The organism is Streptomyces sp. SCL15-4, from assembly GCF_033366695.1.
Lineage (GTDB): Bacteria > Actinomycetota > Actinomycetes > Streptomycetales > Streptomycetaceae > Streptomyces.
This window is the reverse complement of the sequence record NZ_JAOBTQ010000001.1, coordinates 3,562,196-3,586,577: the sequence shown is the minus strand read 5'-3', so window position 1 is coordinate 3,586,577 and position 24,382 is coordinate 3,562,196. Positions and strand designations below refer to the sequence as shown.

The window sequence follows — 24,382 nt, the reverse complement described above, 5'->3', positions numbered from 1 at the left end:
ACGGCACGGTCGTTCCCCGGGAGACCGGCTCCCCGAACCCTCAAGGGAGCTCTTGTTCCTGCCCGTCGTCGGTTCGCCCGTCCAGGACTCCCACCAGGGCCGATGCCACGAGGGCCACTGCTCCGTCCGGATCGTGGACCAAGTTGCGCAGGATCTCCTGCGCGGTGGCCCCCTCCAGTTCGACCAGCGCCTGGGTCAGGCGGATCCGTGTCTCCGAGTCCGCGGTGGGCGCGGCGAGTTCATCGGCCAGGGCAGTCGCGATCCGGGCCCCGCATTCAGGGGTCTTGGACAGCGTTCCGAGAGCCTCGGCCGCGTCCACGTCGTTGCGGCCCTCGACCACCATGCCGACGAGCGTCGGCCAGGCCGCTGCCACTCCTTGTCCGCCAAGCGCCAGAGCGGCGTGCCCGCGCACCATCGGGTCCGGGTCCCCGAGGGCGTCCGCGAGCACCGCGATCGCCTCCGGGCCGGCCGGCATCTCGGCGATCGCCAGCACCGCGCGCCGCCTGATGTCCACGTTTTCCGAGTGCGCGACGGCCGCCAGCGCCGCCAGGCCCTCGCCGCCCGCTCGGGCGAGTGCCCAGCGCAACGCGCCCGCGACATGGGGGTCGGACTCGGCCAGGATCGCCCCGACCAACAGCTCAGCCGGGACGGGCACGCCTTCCGGCCGTGTCAGGACGGCCTGTTGCCTGCGCGCGGGGCTGGTCGAGGCGAGTTCCCGCATGAGTGCGACGACGTGCAGGACGTCCTGCCAGCCGGTGGGCGCCGAAGCGTCGATCACACGGAGCCGCTCCAGCAGTTCCTGTTCCCGCGCCAGGCGGTCCTCCGTCCACTGGATGAGGTCGCCGACCAGGGCGGACGGCGTGAAGGCCGGATCCTCCAGCGCCCGCCCGATCTGCTTGAGCGACAGCCCGAGGGACCGCAGGCTCTCCACGTGGAAGACCCTGCGGACGTCGTCGGCCGAGTACTCGCGGTAACCGCCTACCGTGCGGCCCGTCGGCTGTACCAGCCCGATGGCGTCGTAGTGCCGGAGCATCCGGGTGCTCACCCCGGAATGACGGGCCACATCCCCGATCAGCAACCTACGATCTCCCGGTTCTCGGGGCCCGGGTCCGGCCGGCCGGCTCGGCCGCCGCCGCGGACACCGTGGTCTTCCCCGCCCGGATGTCCTCCGCCGCCGCCTCGGCCGCGGCCGCGCGGTCCGGGCCGAGCCTGGCCACGCGCTTCGCCTCTTCGACCGCCGCGTCGAAACCGGTCTCCGGGTTCCTCCGGAGCAGCTCGGTGGCACGGGCGTGCGCCGCCACGTCCGCGTCCGAGTGGTGCGCGGCCTTCTCCAGGACGGGCTTGATCACCTCACCGAGGCCGATGAGGGCCCGGCTCAAGCTGAGCTGCACACCGCGGTCGCCGCGGCCGAATTGCAGGACCAACTCGTCGGCCAAGCCCTTCTCTTCGCCCTCGGGTACGAGGGCGACCGCCACGCGCCACGCGGTCCGCGCGACCTCGTCGTCGGCGTCGCGCAGCATGTCACGGGTGATCCAGGCCCACGTGCTCTTGTCGTTGATCTTGGAAAGCGTGTGCAGCGCCTGGCTGCGGGCCTGGTTGCGCTGGGAGTCCAGCTCCTCGCGGATCCGGGGCAGGGTGATCTCCCGCGAGAGGCGGACCAGCGCCCAGGACAGCATGTCTCGTACGAAGAAGTCGGGCTCGACCGCGCACCGCTCGACGAGGGTCTCCAGGAAGACGGGGTCGGGGTTCGAGCCGGCCGCCAGGGCCGCCTGGAGCCGGAGCGAAGAGTCCTCGGCACCCAGGGCGTTGATCAAGCCGGTGTGCTGCGCGGGCACGTTGGTCGTGTCGATCGGGACCACCTCCTGCACCCAAGTGGAAACCTTGTCACTGTGTCAAGGTCAAGCCGGGATCGGCGGCCTGGGAAAACCGGTGGTCATGGGCCGCACTGCGGGCGCGGGGTGCAGGCGGAGCGGTCGCCGGTGCCGGGTGTCCGGGGCCCGGTCAGGAAGCGCGGGGACCACCAGGCCCGGCGGCCGAGCAGTCGCAGGGTGGCGGGGACCAGGACGGCGCGGACCAGTGTGGCGTCGACGGCGACCGCGACGACCAGGCCGACGCCGATCATCTGCATGAAGGCGATCGAGGAGGCCAGGAAGCCGCAGACCACCACGATCATCAGCAGTGCCGCGCTGGTGATGGTTCCCGCGGTGCGTTGCAGGCCGAGAGCGATCGCCTCCTCGCCGCTCGCCCCGCGGTCGTGATGCTCCTTGATCCGGGAGAGCAGGAACACCTGGTAGTCCATGGCCAGACCGAAGGCGATAGCGACGATCAGCACGGGGAAGTCGGCGTCGATCGCGCCGATCGGGGTGAATCCGAGCAGCCCGCTCAGGTGGCCGTCCTGGAAGATCCAGGTGATCACCCCGAACGTGGCGAACAGCGACAACAGACTGAGGACGACGCTCTGGAGGGGGATCGCCACCGAGCGGAAGGCGAGGAACAGCACGAGCGAGGAGACCGCGGCGACGAACAGCGCCATCCACGGGACCCGGGAGCCGATCATGTGGACGATGTCGGCGCGGGAGGCGGGCATGCCGGTGAGCAGCACGGTGGCGCCGTCCGGGGGTGTCTGCGCCCGCAGGTCGCGCACCATCGCGGCGGCCTCCTGGGACATCGGGTCCGGACGGTAGCGCAGGGTGATCCTGGCGTCGCCGTCGTGGACGGCGGTGACGGCCGCGTCGCTGACAGCGGGCACGGCCCGCAGCCGGCGGGCATAGGCGTCCAGCTCGGCGTCGTCGGGCGCCGCCGTGGGGCGGGTGGTCCGGACGACGGCGGTGAGCACCTTGGCGGGGTCGCGGTCGAAGCCGGTGCTCAATTGCCGGGCGACGACGCGCGCGTCGGCGTCGGCCGGCAGGACCCAGTCGCCGGGCCGGACCCAGTGGGCGCTGAGGAAGGGCGCGCCGATGGTGAGCAGCAGGACAGCGGTCGCGACGGTCGTCAGCACCGGTCGGCGCATGACCAGGCGGGCCGTGCGGTACCAGCGGCCTGGTGCCGCCGGTGGCACCAGGTGCTTCGACGGGCTGGGCCGGTCACCGGCCGGTATGAGGGTCGCCGTCTGGCCGCGTCCCGTACGGCGGCCCCACGGCAGCGGCACACGCCAGGAGTCGACGCGGTGCCCGGTGAAGCGGAGCAGCGCCGGCAGGACGGTGAGCGAGCTCAGTACCGCGAAGCAGACCACCGACACCGCCGCGTACCCCATCGAGCTGAGGAAGCGTGAGGGGAAGAGGATCAGGCCCGCGAAGGAGATCGCCACGGCGAGGCCGGAGAAAGCGACGGTACGTCCCGCGGTGGCCGTCGTGCGCTGGACGGCGGCGTCGAGCGGGGCGCCGGCGGCGAGTTCCTCGCGGAAGCGGCCGACCATGAACAGGGCGTAGTCGATGGCGAGCCCGAGGCCGAGGATGGTGATCACATTGATCACGCTGCTGGAGATCGGCACGACGAGGGCGACGGCCCGCAGCACGGTGAAGGAGCCCAGTGCCACGAGGGCGCCGGTGGCCAGCGGCAGCAGCGCGGCGACTGCGCTGCGGAAGACCAGCACGAGCAGCACGAGCAGCAGCGGCACCGACAGCAGCTCGGCCCGCCCGATGTCCTGGCCGGTGAGGGCGTTGACCTGTTCGGTCATCGCGGTCACGCCGCCGAAGGCGACGGTGAGGCCCGGCACCCGCAGGCGGTCCTCGATCCGCCGCAGGGCCTTGACCCGCTCCTGGTCGTCGGATGCCTTGAACTGCAGGGTGACGTACGTGGAGCGGCGATCGCGGCTGAGGAAGTCCGGGGAAGCCCCGCTGGACCAGTACGAATCCACGCGGGCCAGGTCTTCACGAGGCAGGGCGTCCAGGGCGGCGCGGACCGGCGCGGCCACCGCCGGGTCGTCGAAGCTCCGGCCTGGGCTGCGGTACAGCACCACGACGTCGGGCTGTAGCCGGCCCAGCGGTCCGGCCAGCACCCGGTCGGCGCGCACCGAGGCACTGCCCGGGTCGTCGAAGCCGGCGCCGCCGGTGATGGCCCCGAACACCTGCGTCCCCCACACACCGGCCACCAGCGTGAACAGCAGGGCGGCGGCGACGACCAGCCGTCGCCGCCGGACGGCGAATCTCCCGAGCAGCGCGAACACAATGAACTCCTTCGTACGGGACGAGTGGGAAGGCGGCCCCCGCAGGGCCCGGCGAGGTGCCGGCCACGGTGGTCGGGGTCCGGCGAGGTGCCCGCCGTGGTGGCCGGGGCCCGGCGAGGCGTCGGCCGCGGTGGCCGCCGGCCGATGCTCCCGCGCCCGTGGCGGCCACGGCTTCGGGCGACCGGCCCGATGCGGCCGACCAGAAGGAGGAGGTGTCTCCTGCTCAGGGCGGAGGAGGACCCCTCCTCACGGCCCGTAGGGTCTGGAGCCATGCGTGGACGGATGGAGCGCCTCCTCGGCCGCAGGTTCGGCCCGGTACGGCTGGCCCTGGTGGTCTCCGGCCTCGGCTACCTACTGCTGCTGCGCCGCCCCGGTGAACTGGCGGGCGCCGACTGGGCGGTGGGCATCGGCGTGCTGGCGGTGGCCGCGTTCGGCGGTTTCCGCCCGTCCGCGACCGCGCTGGGCCAGAGCGCCCTGCTGGCCCTCGCTGAACTGGCCGCGCCCCTGGTCGCCGTGGAGGCCAAGATCGGCGCCAGCGCCGCCCTGTTCGAACTCGCGGTGCGCCGCTGGGGGCGGCCCACCGCGCTCGCCTCCGCCGCCCTCGCCTTGGCCCAACTGGCCGGTCCGGTCTGGCCGCTGTCCACCGAGCTGTTCCCCGCCCTGTACCGGGCGGCGGTCATCGTCAGCGTCCCCGTCCTGCTGGCCGCCTACATCCGCTCCACGGAACGCGCCGCCGGCATGGCCGACGAGCGGGCACGGGAAGCCGAACGCAGCCGCGACCTCGCCGAGTGGGGAGCCAGGATGACGGAGCGCGCCGCGATCGCCCGGGAACTGCACGACATGGTCGCCCACCATCTGGCCTCCACCGTCCTGCGCGTGGGCGTGGCCCGGCACGTACTGCCGCACACCGACCCGCGCCTGGCCGAAGTCCTCGACGACGTGCACGCCAGCGCCAACACCGCGCTGGCGGACCTGCGCCGGCTGCTGGCCGCGTTGCGCGAACCCGCCGCCGACCACCTCGCCCCGCTGCTCGCCGAGACGACCGACCTGCCGGCCGCCGTCCACGGCGTGGTGGAACGGAGCCGCCGCCTCGGAACGGCCGTCGAAGCCGACATCGACCCCGCGATCGCGCGACTCGACGCGATGCGGTCGCTGACCGTCCTGCGGCTGATCCAGGAAGGACTCGCCAACACCGCCAAGCACGCCGGCCCCGCGGCACGGGTGCGGCTGCGCGTCCACGCACCGGACAGCACCGTGCACCTGGTCCTCGAGAACACCCTGCCCGCCCCGCCGACGCCGGCCCCGTCCGGGCTCTCGGCTCTCTCCAGCGGCCACGGCCTGCTCGGCATGCGCGAGCGCGTCGCCCTCGTCGGCGGAACCCTCACCATCGGCCCCGGCGGGGACGGCTGGCGGATCGCCGCGACCCTGCCCCCGGCGAACGGTCCACACCCATGATCACCGTCCTGATAGTCGACGACCAGCACCTGGTCCGCGCCGGAGTGCGCATGCTCTGCGACTCGACCGAGGACATCACCGTCGTCGGCGAAGCCGCCAACGGCGTGGACGCCCTCCGCCTGGCCGGACAGCTGCGCCCCGACGTCGTGCTGATGGACCTCCACATGCCCGGCATGGACGGCACCACCGCCACCAGCCACCTGCTGCGCGACAACCCCGCCGCCCGTGTCGTCGTCCTGACCACCTTCGACGACGACGACCGGCTCTACCCCGCCCTGAACGCCGGAGCCTGCGGATTCCTCGGCAAGGACGTCGAACCGCCCGCCGTCCTCGACGCCGTCCGCCGCGCCGCCGCGGGCGACAGCCCCTACAGCCCGACCGTGCTGCGCCGCGTGGTCGAGCGGGCCGCACTCGCCTGGAACGACACGGCGAGCGACCCGCCCCACCCCGCCACCCCGTTCACCGGCCGGGAGCGGGAGGTGCTGCGGCTGATCGCGGCCGGTCTCTCCAACAGCGAGATCGCCGCCCGCATGCACATCGGCCTGACCACCGTCAAGACACACGTGTCGAACCTGATGACCAAGACAGGCACCACGAACCGCGTGCGCCTGGCCGTGCTGGCCATCCAGGAAGGAATCCCAGCCGGCTGAACCCCGCCTCTACGCGGCCTCCAGCGCGTCGGTCCGGCAGTCGCGGCAGTGGCCGGGCCCCGGGGCCCGGAAGGCCCGGTCGCAGGTTTCGCAGGTCTGGAGGGGGTGGCGGGCGGGTGGGGGTGCTTCGGGGGCGTGGTACGGCGGGACGGGCGGGAGGCCCGTGGCCAGGCGGTGGGCCAGGAGGGCGGCCGGGCGGGTCAGGGGTTCCGGTGGGAGGCCGGTGGTCAGGGCCTCGCGTACGGCCGTGGGGGTCAGGTCGCGTTCCAGCCAGGCCGCGACCCCCGGTGCCAGGTGCTCCGCCTCGGTGGCGGACAGGAGCAGGCGGGGGTCCCTGCGGCGCAGGCCGGCCAGGACGTCCGTGGCCGTCCGGAGGAGGGCGGGGGAGGGGTACGCGGGCTTCGGTACGGCGGGGAGGGCCGTACGGCGGGGCTGGCTCCGGCGCCGGGGTGCGGGTGATTCCTCAGCGTGGCGGCCGGGCTGGTTGCAGGAGATCGTGCGGGTGACGATCCGGCCGCCGGGGACCCGCGTGCGTTCGCGGCGCAGGTAGCCGTGGGTCTCCAGCTCCCGCAGGGCCGCCGCGATGCGGATCGCGCCCTCCGGGAAGCGGGCGGCCAAGGTCTTGATGTCGACGCGGGCGCCGGGCGGCAGCGACTGGATGTGGCACGCCAGACCGATCGCCAGAAGCGACAACTCCGCGTGCTGGACGAGGTGGTTGCCGATCACCGTGAAGCGGGTGGTGTGGCGCGTGTGGTCGTGGACGAGTCCGCCGGGGTGGTGGCTCCGCCGGTTCGGGTGGTTGTTCGCGGTAACGCGGGACTGGGTGCGCGCGGACGCGCTAGGGTCCTCGATATCCATCGGGAAGTTCATGCCTTCCTCGGTGGTCAGGCCCTCGCACTGGGATCGCTACTCCCGGCGAGGGCCGACTCATGTCGGAGGTGCTGTCGCGCTGAGCGTAGGACAGGCAACCCGCCCCAAATCCAGCCAAGTTGGCGACGTTCACCCAGGCGAGTGAGTTTGCGCCGTGGGCGGGAGGGGTGGGGCTTGGCGGGGTCCTTTCACCCTGGTGTTCCTTGGGTAATGGCCGCCCGTGCCACCGGAGCACGGTCCGCCGGGTCCCGGTGCGCGAGGGTCACCTCGGCCCAGACCGTCTTGCGCGGGCGACGACCCACGGCTACGCCCCATTTGTCGGCCAGGGCCTCCACGAGGAGGAGTCCGCGCCCGGCTTCTCCGTCCTCGCTCGGGGGCCGCAGCCGGGGGAAGCGGTCGTCGCGGGTGTCGGTGACCTCGATACGGAGCGTGTGGCCGACGACGTAGATCAAGAGCTGGAAGTCCCGGCCCGGCACGCGACCGTGTGTGACGGCGTTCGCGGCCAGCTCGGCGACGATCTGTGTCACCTGCTCCACCGGCAGCCCCCACGACCGCAGATGCTGTTCGGCGAGCAGGCGGGCGAGTCGGGCACCGCGGGGTGTGGGGGACAGCCGGATGTCGAAGGTGGGGATGTGGCTGGTGGGGTGGTTTTCAGGGGCACCCATTTCTTGGTTCACGTCACTGAGCGTGGCGAAGCCTGCTTCCGTAGGGGAGTGACATCGCCTGCACGTACAGTGACTGTCTCCCGATTTGTCTCGGCTGTCTCGGCTGTCTCAGGCGTTGTACGGGTACGACTGCGCGCCGAAGGAGGAAGCCATGGGCGAGGGTGTGGACGAGGCGGGTTGGGACGTCGAGCCGGGCGACGAGATCGAGCCGGTGGTCCAGGCGGTGGGCCGGTTGCTCAAGGTTTGCCGGGAGTCGGCCGGCGTGAGCGTACCCGAGCTGGCGGAGGCCCTGGGCTACGGCGAGGACATGATCCGCAAGATCGAACGCGGGGCGCGCATTCCCCGGCCGGAGTTCCTGGACAGCGCGGACACGTTCCTGAAGGCGCAGGGGCATCTGCGGGCCTTCATGGAGGACATGAGGAAGGCGCGGTACCCGAAGAAGGTACGGGCGCTGGCGGAGCTGGAGGGGCGCGCGGTGGAAATGCTGCTCTACAGCAACCACAACATCCATGGGCTGTTGCAGACGCCAGGGTACGCGCGGGCGCTGCTGGAAATGAGGCAGCCCGCCCGCAGCGAAGACATGGTGGAGCGGGGAGTCGCCGCGCGCATGGCACGGAAATCCGTCTTCGAGCGCGACCCCGCCCCCACACTCAGTTTCGTCCTGGAGCAAGTGACGCTCGAACGCCCCTACGGTGGCACGATGGTGTTGCGTGAACAACTCCAACACCTTTTGGAAGTGGCTAGGTTGAGGAACGTCACGCTCCAGGTCATGCCGACCGATTGCGAGGAGAACCCCGGAGCTTCGGGGCTGGTCGAAGTGCTGAAGTTCGCGGACGGTACGGCGATCGGGCGCTCGGACGGCGCGTTCAACGGCCGCCCGGTCTCGAACCTCAAAGACCTCCGGATCCTCGAACTGCGCTATGGCATGATCCGGTCGCAGGCTCTCCCGCCGAGGAAGTCGCGGGACTTCATCGAGAAAGCGTTGGGACGACTATGAGCACCGTGGAACTGCACTGGTTCAAGAGCAGTTACAGCAGCAGCGCTGAGGTCGACGACTGCGTGGAGATCGCACTGCACTGGTTCAAGAGCAGCTACAGCAGCAGCGGCGAACCCGGTGACTGCCTCGAAGTCGCCCCCACCCCCTCCACCATCCACATCCGCGACTCCAAGAACGCCGACGGCCCCTGCCTCACCGTCGCCCCGGCCGCCTGGGCCGACTTCGTGACCTACGCTTCGCGCGGCTGACGGGGGTCGGTCAGGCGCGCACCGCGCCGCCAACCCACAGAAGGGCCGGTCTCCGGCTGCCGCGGGGCCCCCGAAGGCACGGATCTCGGCACCCAATACTGATCGGTATGGGACTTCGCGATCGCTTCACCGGCACCAGGCACCCCGACCCCGGCGTCCCGCCCCGGCCGACGCAGGAAGTCCGCGCCGCCCTGCTCGCCGTAGGCGGGCCGGACGTGCCGTACGTCGTGCGGGAGGGGGTCGCCGGCGGTGCCGACCTGGTGGCGGAGTGGCGTATCAGGGAGCCCGCCTGGCACGGCTTCTTCGCGCGGGCCCGGATCAGCCGGGCCCTGGAGACGCGGATGCGGCTGGTCCCGGAGAAGCGCGAGGTGCGCGCGCTCGACCGGGAGTGGGAGGTCACCTGGGTCGGCGAGCGGCCCAGGCTGGTCCTGTCGGCGGAGTACTCCCGGGGGCAGGTCAGGTCCGTGTCCCGGAGCTGGACGGTCGAGCGGGGGCCCGACGGAAGGATACGGGCCACGGAGGACTACCGCTTCGACACCGCCGAGATGAAGACGCCTCTCCAGGAGGCGGTCCTCGGTGCCGGGTGGACCTGGCGCGGGGCGCTGTTCAGGCTCTGATCCGGGCGCGGTCGCCGGTCCGCAGGACCGCCAGGGCGTAGGCGACCCGGACGTCCAGGCGCCGGGGATCGTGGCGGTACGTCCTGCTCACGCCCCGGTAGTCCAGGACCGTGCCGGTGCCCGGGGCGCGCCAGCGGGTGCGGGCAGGGCTGCCGAAGGTGAAGTCGTCCGGGCTGCCGTCGAAGAAGGAGTACACCGTCGCGCAGAGCACCCACAGGAGCCAGGCGGGCGCGGTGACCACGTAGAGCAGCCAGGCGTACCAGGTGCCCGCCTTGCCCGTGATCTCCACCTGCGGCCCGGCCGGCCGTGCCGTCCAGCGGACGCGGCGGGGCCAGGGCAGGAGCCGGCCGGGGCGGCGGGTGACGCGGGCCAGGGGAGTGCCGTCGGCCGCGTGGACGTCGTGGGTGTCCGGGCCGGCGGAGGTGACGGAACAGAGCGGGCGGTCGTCCGGAGCGGAGTGGAGCCAGAACGGGTGTCCGGTCGTACGGCCGGCGTAGACCCGCGCCAGCGGTGCGTTCCCGGGCCGGCGGGAGACCGTCGCGACCATCTCCGCGTCGGGAGGCAGGTGGGCCGGTGCGGGGCCGGGCAGCGGTACCGGGTTGTGCGCCGAGATCAGGAAGGAGTACGGAGTGTCGTCCACGGTGACATCTTCGGGGCGAGCGCTCCCGGCCGGAGCCCACGGCCCGGGACGCCGGCACTCCGGTTTGACCTACGTCACTCCCGGGGTAATCTCTTCGGCTCGATTGGCACAGCGCCCGCCCTGTATGGCAGACTGTCCGAGTTGCTCGGTCGAGTGTTGATGCTGCGCGCCTCCCGCCGGGAGGACCGGAAGCGAGTCCCACAGTACTCGTCGTCCTAACTGCCCACGGGCAGCACTGGGGCGGACGTACGGGAATCTTCCGGGAAGCGTGGGCGCGACACCGACCAGGCACCCGGTGGACCCGAGGTCCCCGGTCTGCGGTTCCGGAAGGGCCGTGTCAATCCCGCAGGGATGTTCGGACAAGGGACATCTGTGTCAGCGGGAGAGCGACACGCCCGACCGCGTGGGTCGGAGGAGCAAGGGTCACCCAGAAGCAACACCGGGTTCCAGAGCGTTAGAGAGACAGGACTACTGAGTAGCCATGGCGGGACAGAAGATCCGCATCCGGCTCAAGGCCTACGACCACGAGGTCATCGACTCCTCGGCGAAGAAGATCGTCGAGACGGTGACCCGCACTGGTGCGTCGGTCGCGGGCCCGGTGCCGCTGCCCACTGAGAAGAACGTGTACTGCGTCATCAAGTCGCCGCACAAGTACAAGGACTCGCGCGAGCACTTCGAGATGCGCACGCACAAGCGCCTGATCGACATCCTCGACCCGACCCCCAAGACCGTTGACTCTCTGATGCGACTCGACCTTCCGGCCGGTGTCGACATCGAGATCAAGCTCTGAGGCCGGTGATCTGAAAGATGGCTAAGCAGATCAAGGGCATCCTGGGCGAGAAGCTCGGCATGACGCAGGTGTGGGACGAGAACAACCGTGTTGTTCCGGTCACCGTCGTCAAGGCCGGCCCCAACGTCGTCACCCAGGTCCGCACGAACGACGTCGACGGCTACGAGTCTGTCCAGATCGCGTTCGGCGAGATCGACCCGCGCAAGGTGAACAAGCCCCTCAAGGGCCACTTCGCCAAGGCCGACGTCACTCCCCGCCGCCACCTCGTCGAGATCCGTACCGCTGACGCCAGCGAGTACACCCTCGGCCAGGAGATCACCGCCGAGGTGTTCGAGGCCGGCATCAAGGTCGACGTGACCGGCAAGAGCAAGGGCAAGGGCTTCGCCGGTGTCATGAAGCGTCACAACTTCAAGGGCCTCGGCGCCGGACACGGCACCCAGCGCAAGCACCGCTCGCCCGGTTCCATCGGTGGCTGCGCCACCCCGGGCCGCGTGTTCAAGGGCCTCCGCATGGCGGGTCGCATGGGCAACGAGCGGGTCACCACCCAGAACCTGACCGTCCACGCCGTTGACGCGGAGAAGGGTCTGCTGCTCATCAAGGGCGCGGTTCCCGGTCCGAACGGCGGCCTCGTCCTGGTCCGCACCGCGGCCAAGGGGGCCTGAGGTAACCGATGAGCACTGTTGACATCCTTTCGCCGGCGGGCGACAAGGCCGGTTCCGTCGAGCTCCCCGCGGAGATCTTCGACGCCAAGGTCAGCGTCCCGCTGATCCACCAGGTCGTCGTCGCGCAGCTGGCCGCTGCCCGCCAGGGCACGCACAAGACCAAGACCCGCGGCGAAGTCCGTGGCGGTGGCAAGAAGCCGTACCGCCAGAAGGGCACCGGTCGCGCCCGTCAGGGTTCGACCCGCGCGCCGCAGTTCGCCGGTGGTGGCGTCGTGCACGGTCCCGTGCCGCGTGACTACTCGCAGCGCACCCCGAAGAAGATGAAGGCCGCCGCCCTGCGCGGTGCCCTCACCGACCGGGCGCGTCACAACCGCATCCACGTCGTCTCCGGCGTGGTCGAGGGCGAGACCCCCAGCACCAAGGCCGCCAAGAGCCTGTTCGGCAAGATCTCGGAGCGCAAGAACCTGCTCCTGGTCGTCGACCGCTCCGACGAGGCCGCGTGGCTGTCCGCCCGCAACCTGCCCCAGGTCCACATCCTGGAGCCGGGCCAGCTGAACACGTACGACGTTCTCGTCTCGGACGACGTGGTCTTCACCCAGGCCGCTTTCGAGTCCTTCGTCGCCGGCCCGAAGGCCAACGACACCGAAGGGAGCGAGGTCTGATGGCCATCCGTCACCCCGCTATCGCCTCGAAGGCCGCCAAGGCCGCCAAGGCCGCGCGCGTCGCCAAGGCGCGTCGCCACGCCACCGAGGGCAAGAACACCGTCGAGACCCCGCTGAGCAAGTCGTACACGGACCCCCGTGACGTCCTGCTGAAGCCGGTCGTCTCCGAGAAGAGCTACGCGCTCCTCGACGAGAACAAGTACACGTTCATCGTCGACCCGAACGCCAACAAGACCCAGATCAAGCAGGCCGTCCAGGCGGTCTTCGACGTCAAGGTCACCGGGGTTAACACGATCAACCGCCAGGGCAAGCGCAAGCGCACGAAGACCGGCTTCGGTCAGCGTGCCGGCAGCAAGCGCGCGATCGTGACCCTCGCCGAGGGCGACCGTATCGACATCTTCGGCGGTCCGACCGCCTAAGGGCGGTCCGGATCGTCCGATATCGGACGAGGACTGAGAAATGGGAATCCGCAAGTACAAGCCGACTACGCCGGGCCGTCGTGGCGCCAGCGTTGCCGACTTCGTCGAGGTCACGCGGTCCACGCCGGAGAAGTCGCTGGTTCGCCCGCTGCACAGCAAGGGCGGCCGTAACAACGCCGGTCGTGTGACCGTTCGCCACCAGGGTGGCGGACACAAGCGCGCCTACCGAGTGATCGACTTCCGTCGTCACGACAAGGACGGCGTGCCGGCGAAGGTCGCGCACATCGAGTACGACCCCAACCGCACCGCGCGCATCGCGCTGCTGCACTACGCGGACGGCGAGAAGCGCTACATCCTCGCCCCGCGCAACCTGCAGCAGGGCGACACCGTGGAGAACGGTCCCGGGGCCGACATCAAGCCGGGCAACAACCTGGCCCTCCGCAACATCCCGGTCGGTACCACGATCCACGCGATCGAGCTCCGTCCCGGTGGCGGTGCCAAGTTCGCCCGCTCCGCCGGTGCCTCCGTGCAGCTGCTCGCGAAGGAGGGCGCCTACGCCCACCTGCGCATGCCGTCCGGTGAGATCCGCCTGGTCGACGTCCGCTGCCGCGCCACCATCGGCGAGGTCGGCAACGCCGAGCAGTCGAACATCAACTGGGGCAAGGCCGGCCGCAAGCGGTGGCTGGGCGTCCGCCCGACCGTCCGTGGTGTGGTCATGAACCCGGTCGACCACCCGCACGGTGGTGGTGAGGGTCGTACCTCCGGTGGCCGCCACCCCGTGTCCCCGTGGGGCAAGAAGGAAGGCCGTACTCGTTCGCCCAAGAAGGCGTCGAACAAGTACATCGTCCGCCGCCGCAAGACGAACAAGAAGCGCTAAGGACGGGTTGAGATGCCTCGTAGCTTGAAGAAGGGGCCCTTCGTCGACGACCACCTGATGAAGAAGGTGGACGCCCAGAACGAAGCGGGCACCAAGAACGTCATCAAGACCTGGTCCCGTCGCTCGATGATCGTCCCGGCCATGCTCGGCCACACGATCGCGGTGCACAACGGCAAGACCCACATCCCGGTGTTCGTCACCGAGTCGATGGTCGGCCACAAGCTCGGCGAGTTCTCGCCGACCCGCACCTTCCGGGGCCACGTCAAGGAAGACCGGAAGTCGAAGCGCCGCTAGTAGCGGATCGCATTCAGACACGTAAGTAACTGAAGGGACAACCATGGAAGCCAGGGCCCAGGCGCGGTACATCCGCGTCACGCCCATGAAGGCCCGCCGCGTGGTGGACCTCATCCGTGGCATGGACGCCACGGAGGCCCAGGCCGTCCTGCGATTCGCTCCGCAGGCCGCCTCGGTGCCGGTGGGCAAGGTGCTCGACAGCGCCATCGCCAACGCCGCGCACAACTACGACCACACCGATGTCGACAGCCTCTTCATTTCCGAGGCCTACGTCGACGAGGGCCCGACCCTGAAGCGGTTCCGGCCGCGCGCCCAGGGCCGTGCCTACCGGATCCGCAAGCGGACCAGCCACATCACCGTGGTCGTCAGCAGCAAGGAAGGAACCCGGTAATGGGCCAGAAGGTAAACCCGCACGGGTTCCGGCTCGGTGTCACGACCGACTTCAAGTCGCGTTGGTACGCCGACAAGCTGTACAAGGACTACGTCAAGGAAGACGTCGCCATCCGTCGGATGATGACGTCCGGCATGGAGCGCGCCGGCATCTCCAAGGTCGAGATCGAGCGCACCCGTGACCGCGTCCGCGTGGACATCCACACCGCTCGCCCGGGCATCGTCATCGGCCGCCGCGGCGCCGAGGCCGACCGCATCCGCGGTGACCTGGAGAAGCTGACCGGCAAGCAGGTCCAGCTCAACATCCTCGAGGTCAAGAACCCGGAGACGGACGCTCAGCTGGTGGCCCAGGCCGTCGCCGAGCAGCTGTCCTCCCGCGTCTCCTTCCGTCGGGCCATGCGCAAGAGCATGCAGTCCGCCATGAAGGCCGGCGCCAAGGGCATCAAGATCCAGTGCGGTGGCCGCCTCGGCGGCGCCGAGATGTCCCGCTCGGAGTTCTACCGCGAGGGCCGTGTGCCCCTGCACACGCTCCGCGCGAACGTGGACTACGGCTTCTTCGAGGCCAAGACGACCTTCGGCCGCATCGGTGTGAAGGTCTGGATCTACAAGGGCGACGTCAAGAACATCGCCGAGGTCCGCGCCGAGAACGCTGCCGCCCGTGCGGGTAACCGCCCGGCCCGCGGTGGCGCCGACCGCCCGGCCCGTGGTGGCCGCGGTGGCGAGCGGCGCGGTCGCAAGCCGCAGCAGGCTGCTGGTGCCGAGGCCCCCAAGGCCGAGGCCCCCGCGGCTGCCGCTCCGGCTGAGAGCACCGGAACGGAGGCCTGACCGAAATGCTGATCCCCCGTAGGGTCAAGCACCGCAAGCAGCACCACCCGAAGCGCAACGGTATGTCCAAGGGTGGGACGCAGGTTGCGTTCGGCGAGTACGGCATCCAGGCGCTGACCCCGGCCTACGTCACGAACCGCCAGATCGAGGCGGCTCGTATCGCGATGACCCGTCACATCAAGCGTGGCGGCAAGGTCTGGATCAACATCTACCCCGACCGTCCCCTCACCAAGAAGCCGGCCGAGACCCGCATGGGTTCCGGTAAGGGTTCTCCGGAGTGGTGGATCGCGAACGTCAAGCCCGGACGTGTGATGTTCGAGCTGTCGTACCCCAACGAAAAGATCGCCCGTGAGGCGCTGACCCGTGCGGCCCACAAGCTGCCGATGAAGTGCCGGATCGTCAAGCGCGAGGCAGGTGAAGCGTGATGTCGGCCGGTACCAAGGCGTCCGAGCTGCGCGAGCTGGGCAACGAGGAGCTTCTGGCGAAGCTCCGCGAGGCCAAGGAAGAGCTGTTCAACCTCCGCTTCCAGGCGGCCACGGGTCAGCTCGAAAACCACGGTCGGCTGAAGGCCGTCCGTAAGGACATCGCGCGGATCTACACCCTGATGCGCGAGCGCGAGCTGGGCATCGAAACGGTGGAGAACGCATGAGCGAGAACAACGTGACTGAGCAGAACACCGAGGCGCGCGGCTTCCGCAAGACGCGCGAGGGCCTCGTCGTCAGCGACAAGATGGACAAGACCGTCGTCGTCGCCGTCGAGGACCGCGTCAAGCACGCGCTGTACGGCAAGGTCATCCGCCGTACGAACAAGCTCAAGGCGCACGACGAGCAGAACGCCGCGGGTGTCGGCGACCGCGTCCTCCTCATGGAGACCCGGCCGCTGTCCGCGACGAAGCGCTGGCGCGTCGTCGAGATCCTCGAGAAGGCCAAGTAATTCCTGCGGGGCTAACCCCGCAGGTCAGTTCCGCCAGGCTCGGCAGGGGCTCCTCCCGAAAGGGAAGGCCCCTGCCGGGAACCGGCAGACGATCAGGAGATAGACGTGATCCAGCAGGAGTCGCGACTGCGTGTCGCCGACAACACTGGTGCGAAGGAGATCCTTTGCATCCGTGTGCTCGGTGGCTCCGGTCGCCGCTACGCGGGCATCGGTGACGTCATCGTCGCCACCGTCAAGGACGCGATCCCCGGTGGCAACGTGAAGAAGGGTGACGTCGTCAAGGCGGTCATCGTTCGCACCGTCAAGGAGCGCCGCCGTCCGGACGGCTCGTACATCCGCTTCGACGAGAACGCCGCCGTCATTCTGAAGAACGACGGCGACCCTCGCGGCACCCGTATCTTCGGCCCGGTCGGCCGTGAGCTGCGCGAGAAGAAGTTCATGAAGATCATCTCGCTCGCGCCGGAGGTGCTGTAAGCATGAAGATCAAGAAGGGCGACCTGGTCCAGGTCATCACCGGCAAGGACAAGGGCAAGCAGGGCAAGGTCATTGCCGCTTACCCGCGCGAGGACCGCGTCCTGGTCGAGGGTGTCAACCGGGTCAAGAAGCACACCAAGGCCGGTCCGACCGCCAGCGGTTCCCAGGCCGGCGGCATCGTGACGACCGAGGCCCCCATCCACGTGTCCAACGTTCAGCTGGTCGTGGAGAAGGACGGTCAGAAGGTCGTCACGCGTGTCGGCTACCGCTTCGACGAAGAGGGCAACAAGATCCGCGTTGCCAAGCGGACGGGTGAGGACATCTGATGGCTACCACCACCACTCCGCGTCTGAAGCAGAAGTACCGCGAGGAGATCGCGGGCAAGCTGCGTGACGAGTTCAAGTACGAGAACGTCATGCAGATCCCCGGCCTCGTCAAGATCGTGGTCAACATGGGTGTCGGCGACGCCGCCCGTGACTCGAAGCTGATCGATGGCGCGATCCGCGACCTGACCACCATCACCGGTCAGAAGCCGGCCGTCACCAAGGCCCGCAAGTCCATCGCGCAGTTCAAGCTGCGCGAGGGCCAGCCGATCGGTGCCCACGTCACGCTCCGTGGCGACCGCATGTGGGAGTTCCTGGACCGCACCCTGTCGCTCGCGCTGCCGCGCATCCGCGACTTCCGCGGCCTGTCCCCCAAGCAGTTCGACGGCCGTGGCAACTACACCTTCGGTCTCACGGAGCAGGTCATGTTCCACGAGATCGACCAGGACAAGATCGACCGCGTCCGGGGTATGGACATCACCGTGGTGACCACGGCGACCAACGACGAAGAGGGCCGTGCCCTTCTCCGTCACCTCGGCTTCCCGTTCAAGGAGGCGTGAGCGAGATGGCGAAGAAGGCTCTCATCGCGAAGGCTGCTCGCAAGCCCAAGTTCGGTGTGCGTGGCTACACCCGCTGCCAGCGCTGCGGTCGTCCGCACTCCGTCTACCGCAAGTTCGGCCTGTGCCGCGTGTGCCTTCGTGAGATGGCTCACCGTGGCGAGCTGCCGGGCGTGACCAAGAGCTCCTGGTAATCCCTGTTCTCAGGGATTCTGGGACCTCTCGGTAAGCAACCGGGACGGCAGGGCCCGATACCCACATGCCGTAGGCTGGTGGGGTTGGGCTCTGCCGCCCTGAACGACTTACTACGCCGTAGGTCCCCGCACCGCACCCGTCCCGTCTGCAGAAGTACGGGGAGAGGGATGGCGCATATAGGAAACCCCGGCGAGAAAGGCCACAGGCCAATTCATGACCATGACTGATCCGATCGCAGACATGCTGACGCGTCTGCGGAACGCGAACTCGGCGTACCACGACTCGGTGTCGATGCCGCACTCCAAGATCAAGTCTCACATCGCGGAGATCCTCCAGCAGGAGGGCTTCATCACGGGCTGGAAGGTCGAGGACGCCGAGGTCGGCAAGAACCTCGTCCTGGAGCTGAAGTTCGGCCCCAACCGTGAGCGCTCCATCGCGGGCATCAAGCGGATCTCCAAGCCCGGCCTCCGGGTTTACGCGAAGTCCACCAACCTGCCGAAGGTGCTCGGCGGCCTCGGCGTGGCGATCATCTCCACGTCGCACGGGCTCCTCACCGACAAGCAGGCCGGCAAGAAGGGCGTGGGTGGGGAAGTCCTCGCCTACGTCTGGTAGCAGAAGGGAACGGAGGAAACAGCTATGTCGCGCATCGGCAAGCTCCCCATCGCGGTTCCCGCCGGCGTGGACGTCACCATCGACGGCCGTACGGTTTCGGTCAAGGGCCCCAAGGGCTCGCTGACCCACACCGTTGCCGCGCCGATCGACATCGCTAAGGGCGAGGACGGCACCCTGCAGGTGCTCCGCCCGAACGACGAGCGTCAGAGCAAGGCCCTGCACGGCCTCTCCCGCACGCTGGTGGCGAACATGATCACCGGCGTGACCCAGGGTTACGTGAAGAAGCTCGAGATCAGCGGTGTCGGTTACCGAGTGACCGCCAAGGGTTCCAACCTGGAGTTCGCTCTCGGTTACAGCCACCCGATCGTGGTCGAGGCCCCCGAGGGCATCACCTTCAAGGTGGAGTCCCCGACCCGTTTCTCGGTCGAGGGCATCGACAAGCAGAAGGTCGGCGAGGTTGCGGCCAACATCCGCAAGCTGCGCAAGCCCGACCCGTACAAGGCCAAGGGCGTCAAGTACGAGGGCGAAGTCATCCGCCGCAAGGTCGGAAAGGCGGGTAAGTAAGCCATGGCATACGGGCAGAAGATCCTCAAGGGCGACGCCTACAAGCGCGCCGCGATCAAGCGCCGTCACATCCGGATCCGCAAGAAGGTGTCCGGTACGGCGGAGCGTCCCCGTCTGGTCGTGACCCGCTCCAACCGCCACATCGTGGCGCAGGTGATCGACGACCTGAAGGGTCACACCCTGGCGTCGGCGTCCACCCTGGACGCGTCGGTCCGCGGCGGCGAGGGCGACAAGTCCGCGCAGGCCAAGCAGGTCGGCGCCCTGGTCGCCGAGCGTGCCAAGGCCGCCGGTGTCGAGGCCGTCGTGTTCGACCGTGGTGGCAACCAGTACGCCGGCCGCATCGCGGCCCTGGCGGACGCCGCCCGCGAAGCCGGGCTCAAGTTCTGAGCCGCTTGTAGCTAGCGGAAAGAGAGAGGTAATCCAATGGCTGGACCCCAGCGCCGCGGTAGCGGTGCCGGTGGCGGCGAGCGGCGGGACCGGAAGGGCCGTGACGGCGGCGCTGCTGCCGCCGAGAAGACCGCGTACGTTGAGCGCGTCGTCGCGATCAACCGCGTCGCCAAGGTTGTGAAGGGTGGTCGTCGCTTCAGCTTCACCGCGCTGGTCGTGGTGGGCGACGGTGACGGCACCGTGGGTGTCGGTTACGGCAAGGCCAAGGAGGTGCCGGCCGCCATCGCCAAGGGTGTTGAGGAGGCCAAGAAGCACTTCTTCAAGGTCCCCCGTATCCAGGGCACCATCCCGCACCCGATCCAGGGTGAGAAGGCTGCCGGCGTCGTCCTGCTCAAGCCGGCTTCGCCGGGTACCGGTGTTATCGCCGGTGGTCCCGTGCGTGCCGTGCTCGAGTGCGCCGGTATCCACGACGTGCTGTCGAAGTCGCTCGGCTCCGACAACGCCATCAACATCGTGCACGCGACCGTGGAGGCCCTGAAGGGCCTGCAGCGTCCCGAGGAGATCGCGGCCCGCCGTGGTCTGCCGCTCGAGGACGTCGCTCCCGCGGCTCTTCTCCGTGCGCGTGCCGGGGCGGGTGCGTAATCGTGGCGCAGCTCAAGATCACGCAGGTCAAGTCCTACATCGGCAGCAAGCAGAACCACCGTGACACCCTGCGGTCGCTTGGTCTCAAGGGGATCAACACCGTGGTCGTCAAGGAGGACCGCCCCGAGTTCCGCGGCATGGTGCACACCGTCCGCCACCTCGTGACGGTCGAGGAGGTCGACTGATCATGGCGGAGAACAACCCGCTCAAGATCCACAACCTCCGTCCCGCCCCGGGCGCCAAGACCGCCAAGACCCGTGTCGGTCGTGGTGAGGCGTCGAAGGGTAAGACGGCCGGTCGTGGTACCAAGGGCACCAAGGCCCGCTACCAGGTTCCGGAGCGCTTCGAGGGCGGCCAGATGCCGCTGCACATGCGCCTCCCGAAGCTGAAGGGCTTCAAGAACCCGTTCAAGACCGAGTTCCAGGTCGTGAACCTCGACAAGCTGGCCGCGCTCTACCCGGAGGGTGGCGAGGTCACCGTCGAGTCGCTGGTGGCCAAGGGCGCCGTTCGCAAGAACAGCCTCGTCAAGGTCCTCGGCCAGGGCGAGATCTCCGTGGCGCTGCAGGTGACGGTCGACGCCGTCTCCGGCTCCGCCAAGGAGAAGATCACCGCCGCCGGCGGCACGGTCACCGAGCTCGTCTGAGTCCCTCAGGCGGCGCGTCGATGACGTAGACGATCCCGACCGGGGATACCTCACAATGAGGTATCCCCGGTTGGTCGTTCCTAGGGGGGCAGTGTCGCCGGTATGGTGGCCTGCACTGTTCTTTTTCGTATTCGTCGAACCTCAGACCGTCACCCTTGACGCAGTTGCGCGGGGGTCGCAGGAGGCACCGTGCTCACCGCGTTCGCCCGGGCGTTCAGGACGCCCGACCTGCGCAAGAAGCTGCTCTTCACGCTGGGCATCATCGTGGTCTACCGCGTCGGTACCCACATCCCGATCCCCAACGTCAACTACAAGGCCGTCCAGCAGTGTGTGACCGAGGCGCAGGGCAACCAGGGCCTGTTCGGCCTCGTGAACATGTTCAGTGGCGGCGCGCTGCTGCAGATCACGGTCTTCGCGCTCGGCATCATGCCGTACATCACCGCCAGCATCATCCTTCAGCTGCTGACCGTGGTGATCCCGCGTCTGGAGGCCCTGAAGAAGGAGGGCCAGGCCGGCACGGCGAAGATCACGCAGTACACCCGGTACCTCACGGTGGCCCTGGCCATCCTCCAGGGCACCGGCCTGGTCGCCACCGCCCGCAGCGGCGCGCTCTTCAACGGCTGCTCGGTCGCCACGAGCATCGTCCCGGACCAGGGGATCTTCACGACCATCACGATGGTCATCACCATGACCGCCGGTACGGCCGTCGTGATGTGGCTCGGTGAGCTGATCACCGACCGCGGCATCGGCAACGGCATGTCGATCCTGATGTTCATCTCGATCGCCGCGACCTTCCCGTCCGCGCTGTGGGCCATCAAGAAGCAGGGCTCGCTGGCCGGCGGCTGGATCGAGTTCGGCACCGTCATCGCGGTCGGCCTGGTCATGGTCGGGCTCGTCGTCTTCGTCGAGCAGGCCCAGCGCCGCATCCCGGTGCAGTACGCCAAGCGGATGATCGGACGCCGGTCTTACGGCGGTACGTCCACCTACATCCCGCTCAAGGTGAACCAGGCGGGTGTGATTCCCGTCATCTTCGCCTCCTCGCTGCTGTACATCCCGGCGCTGGTGGCGCAGTTCGCGGGCGGCCAGTCGGGCTGGAAGACCTGGATCGAGCAGAACCTCACCAAGGGCGACCACCCGATTTACATCACTTCGTACTTCTTGCTCATCGTTTTCTTCGCGTTCTTCTACGTGGCTATCTCCTTCAACCCCGAGGAAGTAGCCGACAACATGAAGAAGTATGGTGGCTTCATCCCGGGCATCCGGGCTGGCCGACCGACCGCTGAGTACCTGAGCTACGTTCTCAACCGGATCACCTGGCCGGGTTCGCTGTATCTGGGTCTGATCGCTCTCGTGCCGACAATGGCGTTGGTGGGCTTTGGGGCAAGCCAGAACTTCCCCTTCGGCGGGACCAGCATCCTCATCATCGTGGGTGTCGGCCTCGAGACGGTGAAGCAGATCGAGAGCCAGCTCCAGCAGCGCAATTACGAAGGGTTCCTCCGCTGATGCGTATCGTCCTCGTCGGGCCGCCGGGTGCCGGTAAGGGAACGCAGGCCGTCCAGCTGGCAAAGACGCTGGGCATCCCGCACATCTCCACGGGTGACCTGTTCCGCGCCAACATCAGCCGGCAGACGGAGCTGGGCCGGCTCGCGAAGTCCTACATGGACGCCGGCAACCTCGTCCCCGACGAGGTGACCATCGCGATGGCCAAGGACCGCATGGAGCAGCCGGACGCGGAGAAGGGCTTCCTGCTGGACGGCTTCCCGCGCAACGTCTCGCAGGCCGAGGCGCTGGACCAGCTGCTGCGCACCGAGGGCATCACGCTGGACGCCGTGCTCGACCTGGAGGTCCCCGAGGACGAGGTCGTCAAGCGCATCGCCGGCCGGCGCGTCTGCCGCAAGGACTCCTCGCACGTCTTCCACGTGGACTACAGCAAGCCGGAGCAGGAGGGCGTCTGCGACGTCTGCGGCGGCGAGCTGTACCAGCGCGACGACGACTCCGAGGACACCGTCCGCAAGCGGCTCGAGGTCTACCACACGCAGACCGAGCCGATCATCGACTACTACAGGGCGCAGGGCCTGGTCGTGACGATCTCCGCCCTCGGTGCCGTGGAGGACGTCAGGCAGCGGGCGCTGGAAGCCCTCAAGCGTGAGAAGGCCGAGAAGTAGATCCCGGTCCTTCCGGCCGCGGTGCCCTCTCCGGGCGCCGCGGCCGTACTGTTGTACAGGTACCCCAGTCGACGTGAGTGACGGAGAGCGCAGGCCCCCCATGGTGCAGATCAAGACCCCCGAGCAGATCGCGAAGATGCGGGCGGCGGGCCTGGTCGTAGCCGCCATCCACGCGGCCACGCGCGAGGCCGCGGTGCCCGGCGCGACCACCCGGGACCTGGACGAGGTGGCCCGCAAGGTCCTCGCCGAGCACGGCGCGAAGTCGAACTTCCTCGGCTACGGCGGCTTCCCGGCCACCATCTGCACCTCCGTGAACGACGTGGTCGTCCACGGCATCCCCTCCGACGACGTCGTCCTGAAGGACGGCGACATCATCTCCATCGACTGCGGCGCGATCGTCGACGGCTGGCACGGTGACGCGGCCTACACCGCCTTCGTCGGCTCCGGTCACGCCCCGGAGCTGGTCGAGCTGTCCCGGGTGACCGAGGAATCGATGTGGGCCGGCATCGCGGCCGTGAAGCAGGGCAACCGCCTGGTGGACATCTCCCGGGCGATCGAGACCTACATCCGCCGCCAGCCCAAGCCGGGCGGCGGCCGGTACGGGATCATCGAGGACTACGGCGGCCACGGCATCGGCACCGAGATGCACATGGACCCGCACCTGCTGAACTACGTCGACCGGCGCCGCGGCAAGGGCCCCAAGCTGGTTCCCGGCTTCTGCCTGGCGATCGAGCCGATGGTCTCCCTCGGCACCCCGAAGACCGAGGTCCTCTCCGACGACTGGACGGTCATCACCACCGACGGCACCTGGTCCTCCCACTGGGAGCACTCGGTGGCCCTGACGGAGCAGGGCCCGCTGGTCCTGACGGCCCCGGACGGCGGCAAGGCGAAGCTGGCGGAGTACGGCATCACCGCGGCGCCGGACCCGCTGGCGTAAGCGTCCGCCGCCCGTGCCGCCCGATCGCCGCGCGCGGCGACCGGGCGCGGCCCATGCCCACCCGTCCCGACCCCCTGGCGTAGCGATCACCCCGATGGGGCAGAATTTCTCGATTCGCCTTTCCGGGAGCGGCGACGTAGACTGACTCGTCGGCTCTTGTGCACCCTCATGCCTGAAAACCTGAGTCTGCACGAAGCCGATCAAGGTAGTCGATTCGAAGGGCGAAGCGTGGCCAAGAAGCAAGGTGCCATCGAGATCGAGGGCACTGTCGTCGAGTCTCTGCCGAACGCCATGTTCAAGGTCGAGCTCCAGAACGGCCACCAGGTCCTGGCACACATCAGCGGCAAGATGCGTATGCACTACATCCGCATCCTCCCTGACGACCGGGTCGTGGTGGAGCTGTCTCCGTACGACCTGACGCGTGGCCGGATCGTCTACCGGTACAAGTAGATCTTGCCCGCGCCCCGGGCCCGCCCGGTGCGATGGCACTGACCCGGAGAACCTCACCCCATGAAGGTCAAGCCGAGCGTCAAGAAGATCTGCGACAAGTGCAGGGTGATCCGCCGTCACGGCCGGGTCATGGTCATCTGCGAGAACCCGCGCCACAAGCAGCGCCAGGGCTGACGCACGACCGTTTCCCTCTGCACCTCTATCGCAGAGTTTCGCGCGACGCGAGCTGAATATGTTCATACGCAGGACCCGAGCCATCCAGCTCGACACCCCC

At 68.9% G+C, this 24,382-nt stretch carries 37 protein-coding genes; 31 read left to right on the top strand and 6 right to left on the bottom strand.

Features of this window, described 5'->3' with window-relative positions:
* Window positions 1-40: 40 nt before the first annotated feature.
* The 3 genes from SCK26_RS15485 to SCK26_RS15475 form a co-directional block, all read right to left on the bottom strand.
* Window positions 41-1,078, bottom strand: a complete 1,038-nt coding sequence (locus SCK26_RS15485) for a MerR family transcriptional regulator (protein ID WP_318201895.1) — start codon at window positions 1,076-1,078, stop codon at window positions 41-43.
* Window position 1,079: 1 nt separating this feature from the next.
* Window positions 1,080-1,868 (bottom strand): HEAT repeat domain-containing protein, encoded by a 789-nt coding sequence (locus tag SCK26_RS15480; protein WP_318201894.1) that lies wholly within the window; start codon window positions 1,866-1,868, stop codon window positions 1,080-1,082.
* A 65-nt stretch (window positions 1,869-1,933) separates the two neighbouring features.
* A complete protein-coding gene (locus SCK26_RS15475; protein ID WP_318201893.1) occupies window positions 1,934-4,165 on the bottom strand; it encodes an MMPL family transporter in 2,232 nt (743 codons plus the stop codon).
* A 270-nt stretch (window positions 4,166-4,435) separates the two neighbouring features.
* On the opposite strand from SCK26_RS15475, the gene SCK26_RS15470 reads away from it, so the two are divergent.
* Together SCK26_RS15470 and SCK26_RS15465 are read left to right on the top strand one after the other, a co-directional pair.
* Window positions 4,436-5,620 (top strand): sensor histidine kinase, encoded by a 1,185-nt coding sequence (locus tag SCK26_RS15470; protein WP_318201892.1) that lies wholly within the window; start codon window positions 4,436-4,438, stop codon window positions 5,618-5,620.
* The gene (locus tag SCK26_RS15465; RefSeq protein WP_318201891.1) at window positions 5,617-6,270 is read left to right on the top strand and encodes a response regulator transcription factor; all 654 of its coding nucleotides are present in this window, start codon (window positions 5,617-5,619) and stop codon (window positions 6,268-6,270) included. The genes SCK26_RS15470 and SCK26_RS15465 overlap by 4 nt, the downstream gene beginning before the upstream one ends.
* Before the next feature lie 9 nt (window positions 6,271-6,279).
* Here SCK26_RS15465 and SCK26_RS15460 read toward each other — a convergent pair whose 3' ends face one another.
* Window positions 6,280-7,128, bottom strand: a complete 849-nt coding sequence (locus SCK26_RS15460) for a helix-turn-helix domain-containing protein (RefSeq protein WP_318206017.1) — start codon at window positions 7,126-7,128, stop codon at window positions 6,280-6,282.
* A 200-nt stretch (window positions 7,129-7,328) separates the two neighbouring features.
* Complete coding sequence (locus tag SCK26_RS15455; protein WP_318201890.1) at window positions 7,329-7,817, bottom strand: ATP-binding protein; 489 nt, start codon at window positions 7,815-7,817, stop codon at window positions 7,329-7,331.
* Window positions 7,818-7,956: 139 nt separating this feature from the next.
* On the opposite strand from SCK26_RS15455, the gene SCK26_RS15450 reads away from it, so the two are divergent.
* From SCK26_RS15450 to SCK26_RS15440, 3 genes are all read left to right on the top strand, one after another.
* Entirely contained in the window at window positions 7,957-8,802 is an 846-nt protein-coding gene (locus SCK26_RS15450; RefSeq protein ID WP_318201889.1) for a helix-turn-helix transcriptional regulator, read from the top strand.
* Window positions 8,799-9,050, top strand: coding sequence for a DUF397 domain-containing protein (locus SCK26_RS15445; protein ID WP_318201888.1), 252 nt, complete (start codon window positions 8,799-8,801; stop codon window positions 9,048-9,050). Before SCK26_RS15450 ends, SCK26_RS15445 begins: the two co-directional genes overlap by 4 nt.
* 107 nt (window positions 9,051-9,157) lie before the next feature.
* Complete coding sequence (locus SCK26_RS15440; RefSeq protein WP_318201887.1) at window positions 9,158-9,667, top strand: hypothetical protein; 510 nt, start codon at window positions 9,158-9,160, stop codon at window positions 9,665-9,667.
* Here the strand turns inward: SCK26_RS15440 and SCK26_RS15435 are convergent.
* A complete protein-coding gene (locus tag SCK26_RS15435) occupies window positions 9,657-10,307 on the bottom strand; it encodes a hypothetical protein (RefSeq protein ID WP_318201886.1) in 651 nt (216 codons plus the stop codon). The genes SCK26_RS15440 and SCK26_RS15435 overlap by 11 nt on opposite strands.
* A gap of 481 nt (window positions 10,308-10,788) precedes the next feature.
* Between SCK26_RS15435 and rpsJ the strand changes: the two genes are divergently transcribed.
* The 26 genes from rpsJ (at window position 10,789) to rpmJ (ending at window position 24,282) form a co-directional block, all read left to right on the top strand.
* Window positions 10,789-11,097: a 30S ribosomal protein S10 gene (gene rpsJ, locus SCK26_RS15430; RefSeq protein WP_003948644.1), complete on the top strand. Its 309-nt coding sequence runs from the start codon at window positions 10,789-10,791 to the stop codon at window positions 11,095-11,097.
* 17 nt (window positions 11,098-11,114) lie between these two features.
* A complete protein-coding gene (rplC, locus tag SCK26_RS15425; RefSeq protein ID WP_020135811.1) occupies window positions 11,115-11,759 on the top strand; it encodes a 50S ribosomal protein L3 in 645 nt (214 codons plus the stop codon).
* Window positions 11,760-11,767: 8 nt separating this feature from the next.
* Window positions 11,768-12,421: a 50S ribosomal protein L4 gene (gene rplD, locus SCK26_RS15420; protein WP_318201885.1), complete on the top strand. Its 654-nt coding sequence runs from the start codon at window positions 11,768-11,770 to the stop codon at window positions 12,419-12,421.
* On the top strand, window positions 12,421-12,840 hold the full coding sequence (gene rplW, locus SCK26_RS15415; RefSeq protein WP_030601206.1) for a 50S ribosomal protein L23: 420 nt from the start codon (window positions 12,421-12,423) through the stop codon (window positions 12,838-12,840). The genes rplD and rplW overlap by 1 nt, the downstream gene beginning before the upstream one ends.
* 40 nt (window positions 12,841-12,880) lie before the next feature.
* Complete coding sequence (gene rplB / locus SCK26_RS15410; RefSeq protein WP_318201884.1) at window positions 12,881-13,717, top strand: 50S ribosomal protein L2; 837 nt, start codon at window positions 12,881-12,883, stop codon at window positions 13,715-13,717.
* A gap of 12 nt (window positions 13,718-13,729) precedes the next feature.
* Complete coding sequence (gene rpsS, locus SCK26_RS15405) at window positions 13,730-14,011, top strand: 30S ribosomal protein S19 (RefSeq protein ID WP_006130777.1); 282 nt, start codon at window positions 13,730-13,732, stop codon at window positions 14,009-14,011.
* Between the two features lie 43 nt (window positions 14,012-14,054).
* Window positions 14,055-14,402 (top strand): 50S ribosomal protein L22, encoded by a 348-nt coding sequence (rplV, locus tag SCK26_RS15400; RefSeq protein ID WP_006130776.1) that lies wholly within the window; start codon window positions 14,055-14,057, stop codon window positions 14,400-14,402.
* On the top strand, window positions 14,402-15,226 hold the full coding sequence (rpsC, locus tag SCK26_RS15395) for a 30S ribosomal protein S3 (RefSeq protein ID WP_010036723.1): 825 nt from the start codon (window positions 14,402-14,404) through the stop codon (window positions 15,224-15,226). The genes rplV and rpsC overlap by 1 nt, the downstream gene beginning before the upstream one ends.
* Window positions 15,227-15,231: 5 nt before the next feature.
* Window positions 15,232-15,651: a 50S ribosomal protein L16 gene (gene rplP / locus SCK26_RS15390; protein WP_009190136.1), complete on the top strand. Its 420-nt coding sequence runs from the start codon at window positions 15,232-15,234 to the stop codon at window positions 15,649-15,651.
* Window positions 15,651-15,875: a 50S ribosomal protein L29 gene (rpmC, locus tag SCK26_RS15385; protein WP_007494763.1), complete on the top strand. Its 225-nt coding sequence runs from the start codon at window positions 15,651-15,653 to the stop codon at window positions 15,873-15,875. The genes rplP and rpmC overlap by 1 nt, the downstream gene beginning before the upstream one ends.
* On the top strand, window positions 15,872-16,159 hold the full coding sequence (gene rpsQ / locus SCK26_RS15380) for a 30S ribosomal protein S17 (protein WP_020941675.1): 288 nt from the start codon (window positions 15,872-15,874) through the stop codon (window positions 16,157-16,159). The genes rpmC and rpsQ overlap by 4 nt, the downstream gene beginning before the upstream one ends.
* A 105-nt stretch (window positions 16,160-16,264) precedes the next feature.
* Window positions 16,265-16,633, top strand: coding sequence for a 50S ribosomal protein L14 (rplN, locus tag SCK26_RS15375; RefSeq protein WP_003998823.1), 369 nt, complete (start codon window positions 16,265-16,267; stop codon window positions 16,631-16,633).
* Window positions 16,634-16,635: 2 nt separating this feature from the next.
* Window positions 16,636-16,959, top strand: a complete 324-nt coding sequence (rplX, locus tag SCK26_RS15370) for a 50S ribosomal protein L24 (protein WP_030345434.1) — start codon at window positions 16,636-16,638, stop codon at window positions 16,957-16,959.
* The gene (rplE, locus tag SCK26_RS15365) at window positions 16,959-17,516 is read left to right on the top strand and encodes a 50S ribosomal protein L5 (protein WP_318201883.1); all 558 of its coding nucleotides are present in this window, start codon (window positions 16,959-16,961) and stop codon (window positions 17,514-17,516) included. The genes rplX and rplE overlap by 1 nt, the downstream gene beginning before the upstream one ends.
* 5 nt (window positions 17,517-17,521) lie before the next feature.
* Complete coding sequence (locus SCK26_RS15360; protein ID WP_003948630.1) at window positions 17,522-17,707, top strand: type Z 30S ribosomal protein S14; 186 nt, start codon at window positions 17,522-17,524, stop codon at window positions 17,705-17,707.
* 214 nt (window positions 17,708-17,921) lie between these two features.
* On the top strand, window positions 17,922-18,320 hold the full coding sequence (gene rpsH / locus SCK26_RS15355) for a 30S ribosomal protein S8 (RefSeq protein ID WP_014674378.1): 399 nt from the start codon (window positions 17,922-17,924) through the stop codon (window positions 18,318-18,320).
* A gap of 24 nt (window positions 18,321-18,344) precedes the next feature.
* Window positions 18,345-18,884, top strand: coding sequence for a 50S ribosomal protein L6 (gene rplF / locus SCK26_RS15350; protein WP_030641195.1), 540 nt, complete (start codon window positions 18,345-18,347; stop codon window positions 18,882-18,884).
* A 3-nt stretch (window positions 18,885-18,887) separates the two neighbouring features.
* Window positions 18,888-19,271, top strand: a complete 384-nt coding sequence (gene rplR, locus SCK26_RS15345) for a 50S ribosomal protein L18 (RefSeq protein ID WP_318201882.1) — start codon at window positions 18,888-18,890, stop codon at window positions 19,269-19,271.
* A 36-nt stretch (window positions 19,272-19,307) separates the two neighbouring features.
* The gene (gene rpsE, locus SCK26_RS15340) at window positions 19,308-19,913 is read left to right on the top strand and encodes a 30S ribosomal protein S5 (protein WP_019753099.1); all 606 of its coding nucleotides are present in this window, start codon (window positions 19,308-19,310) and stop codon (window positions 19,911-19,913) included.
* A gap of 2 nt (window positions 19,914-19,915) precedes the next feature.
* Complete coding sequence (gene rpmD / locus SCK26_RS15335; protein WP_003998814.1) at window positions 19,916-20,098, top strand: 50S ribosomal protein L30; 183 nt, start codon at window positions 19,916-19,918, stop codon at window positions 20,096-20,098.
* Between the two features lie 2 nt (window positions 20,099-20,100).
* Window positions 20,101-20,556, top strand: coding sequence for a 50S ribosomal protein L15 (gene rplO, locus SCK26_RS15330; RefSeq protein WP_318201881.1), 456 nt, complete (start codon window positions 20,101-20,103; stop codon window positions 20,554-20,556).
* Between the two features lie 189 nt (window positions 20,557-20,745).
* Window positions 20,746-22,059, top strand: a complete 1,314-nt coding sequence (gene secY / locus SCK26_RS15325; protein ID WP_318201880.1) for a preprotein translocase subunit SecY — start codon at window positions 20,746-20,748, stop codon at window positions 22,057-22,059.
* Window positions 22,059-22,721 carry an adenylate kinase gene (locus tag SCK26_RS15320; RefSeq protein ID WP_318201879.1) on the top strand — a complete coding sequence of 221 codons (663 nt, stop codon included), beginning with the start codon at window positions 22,059-22,061 and terminating at the stop codon, window positions 22,719-22,721. The genes secY and SCK26_RS15320 overlap by 1 nt, the downstream gene beginning before the upstream one ends.
* A 100-nt stretch (window positions 22,722-22,821) precedes the next feature.
* Window positions 22,822-23,658: a type I methionyl aminopeptidase gene (map, locus tag SCK26_RS15315; RefSeq protein WP_318206016.1), complete on the top strand. Its 837-nt coding sequence runs from the start codon at window positions 22,822-22,824 to the stop codon at window positions 23,656-23,658.
* Between the two features lie 228 nt (window positions 23,659-23,886).
* Complete coding sequence (gene infA / locus SCK26_RS15310; RefSeq protein WP_003948620.1) at window positions 23,887-24,108, top strand: translation initiation factor IF-1; 222 nt, start codon at window positions 23,887-23,889, stop codon at window positions 24,106-24,108.
* A 60-nt stretch (window positions 24,109-24,168) separates the two neighbouring features.
* On the top strand, window positions 24,169-24,282 hold the full coding sequence (rpmJ, locus tag SCK26_RS15305; protein ID WP_003998809.1) for a 50S ribosomal protein L36: 114 nt from the start codon (window positions 24,169-24,171) through the stop codon (window positions 24,280-24,282).
* Window positions 24,283-24,382 lie beyond the last annotated feature (100 nt).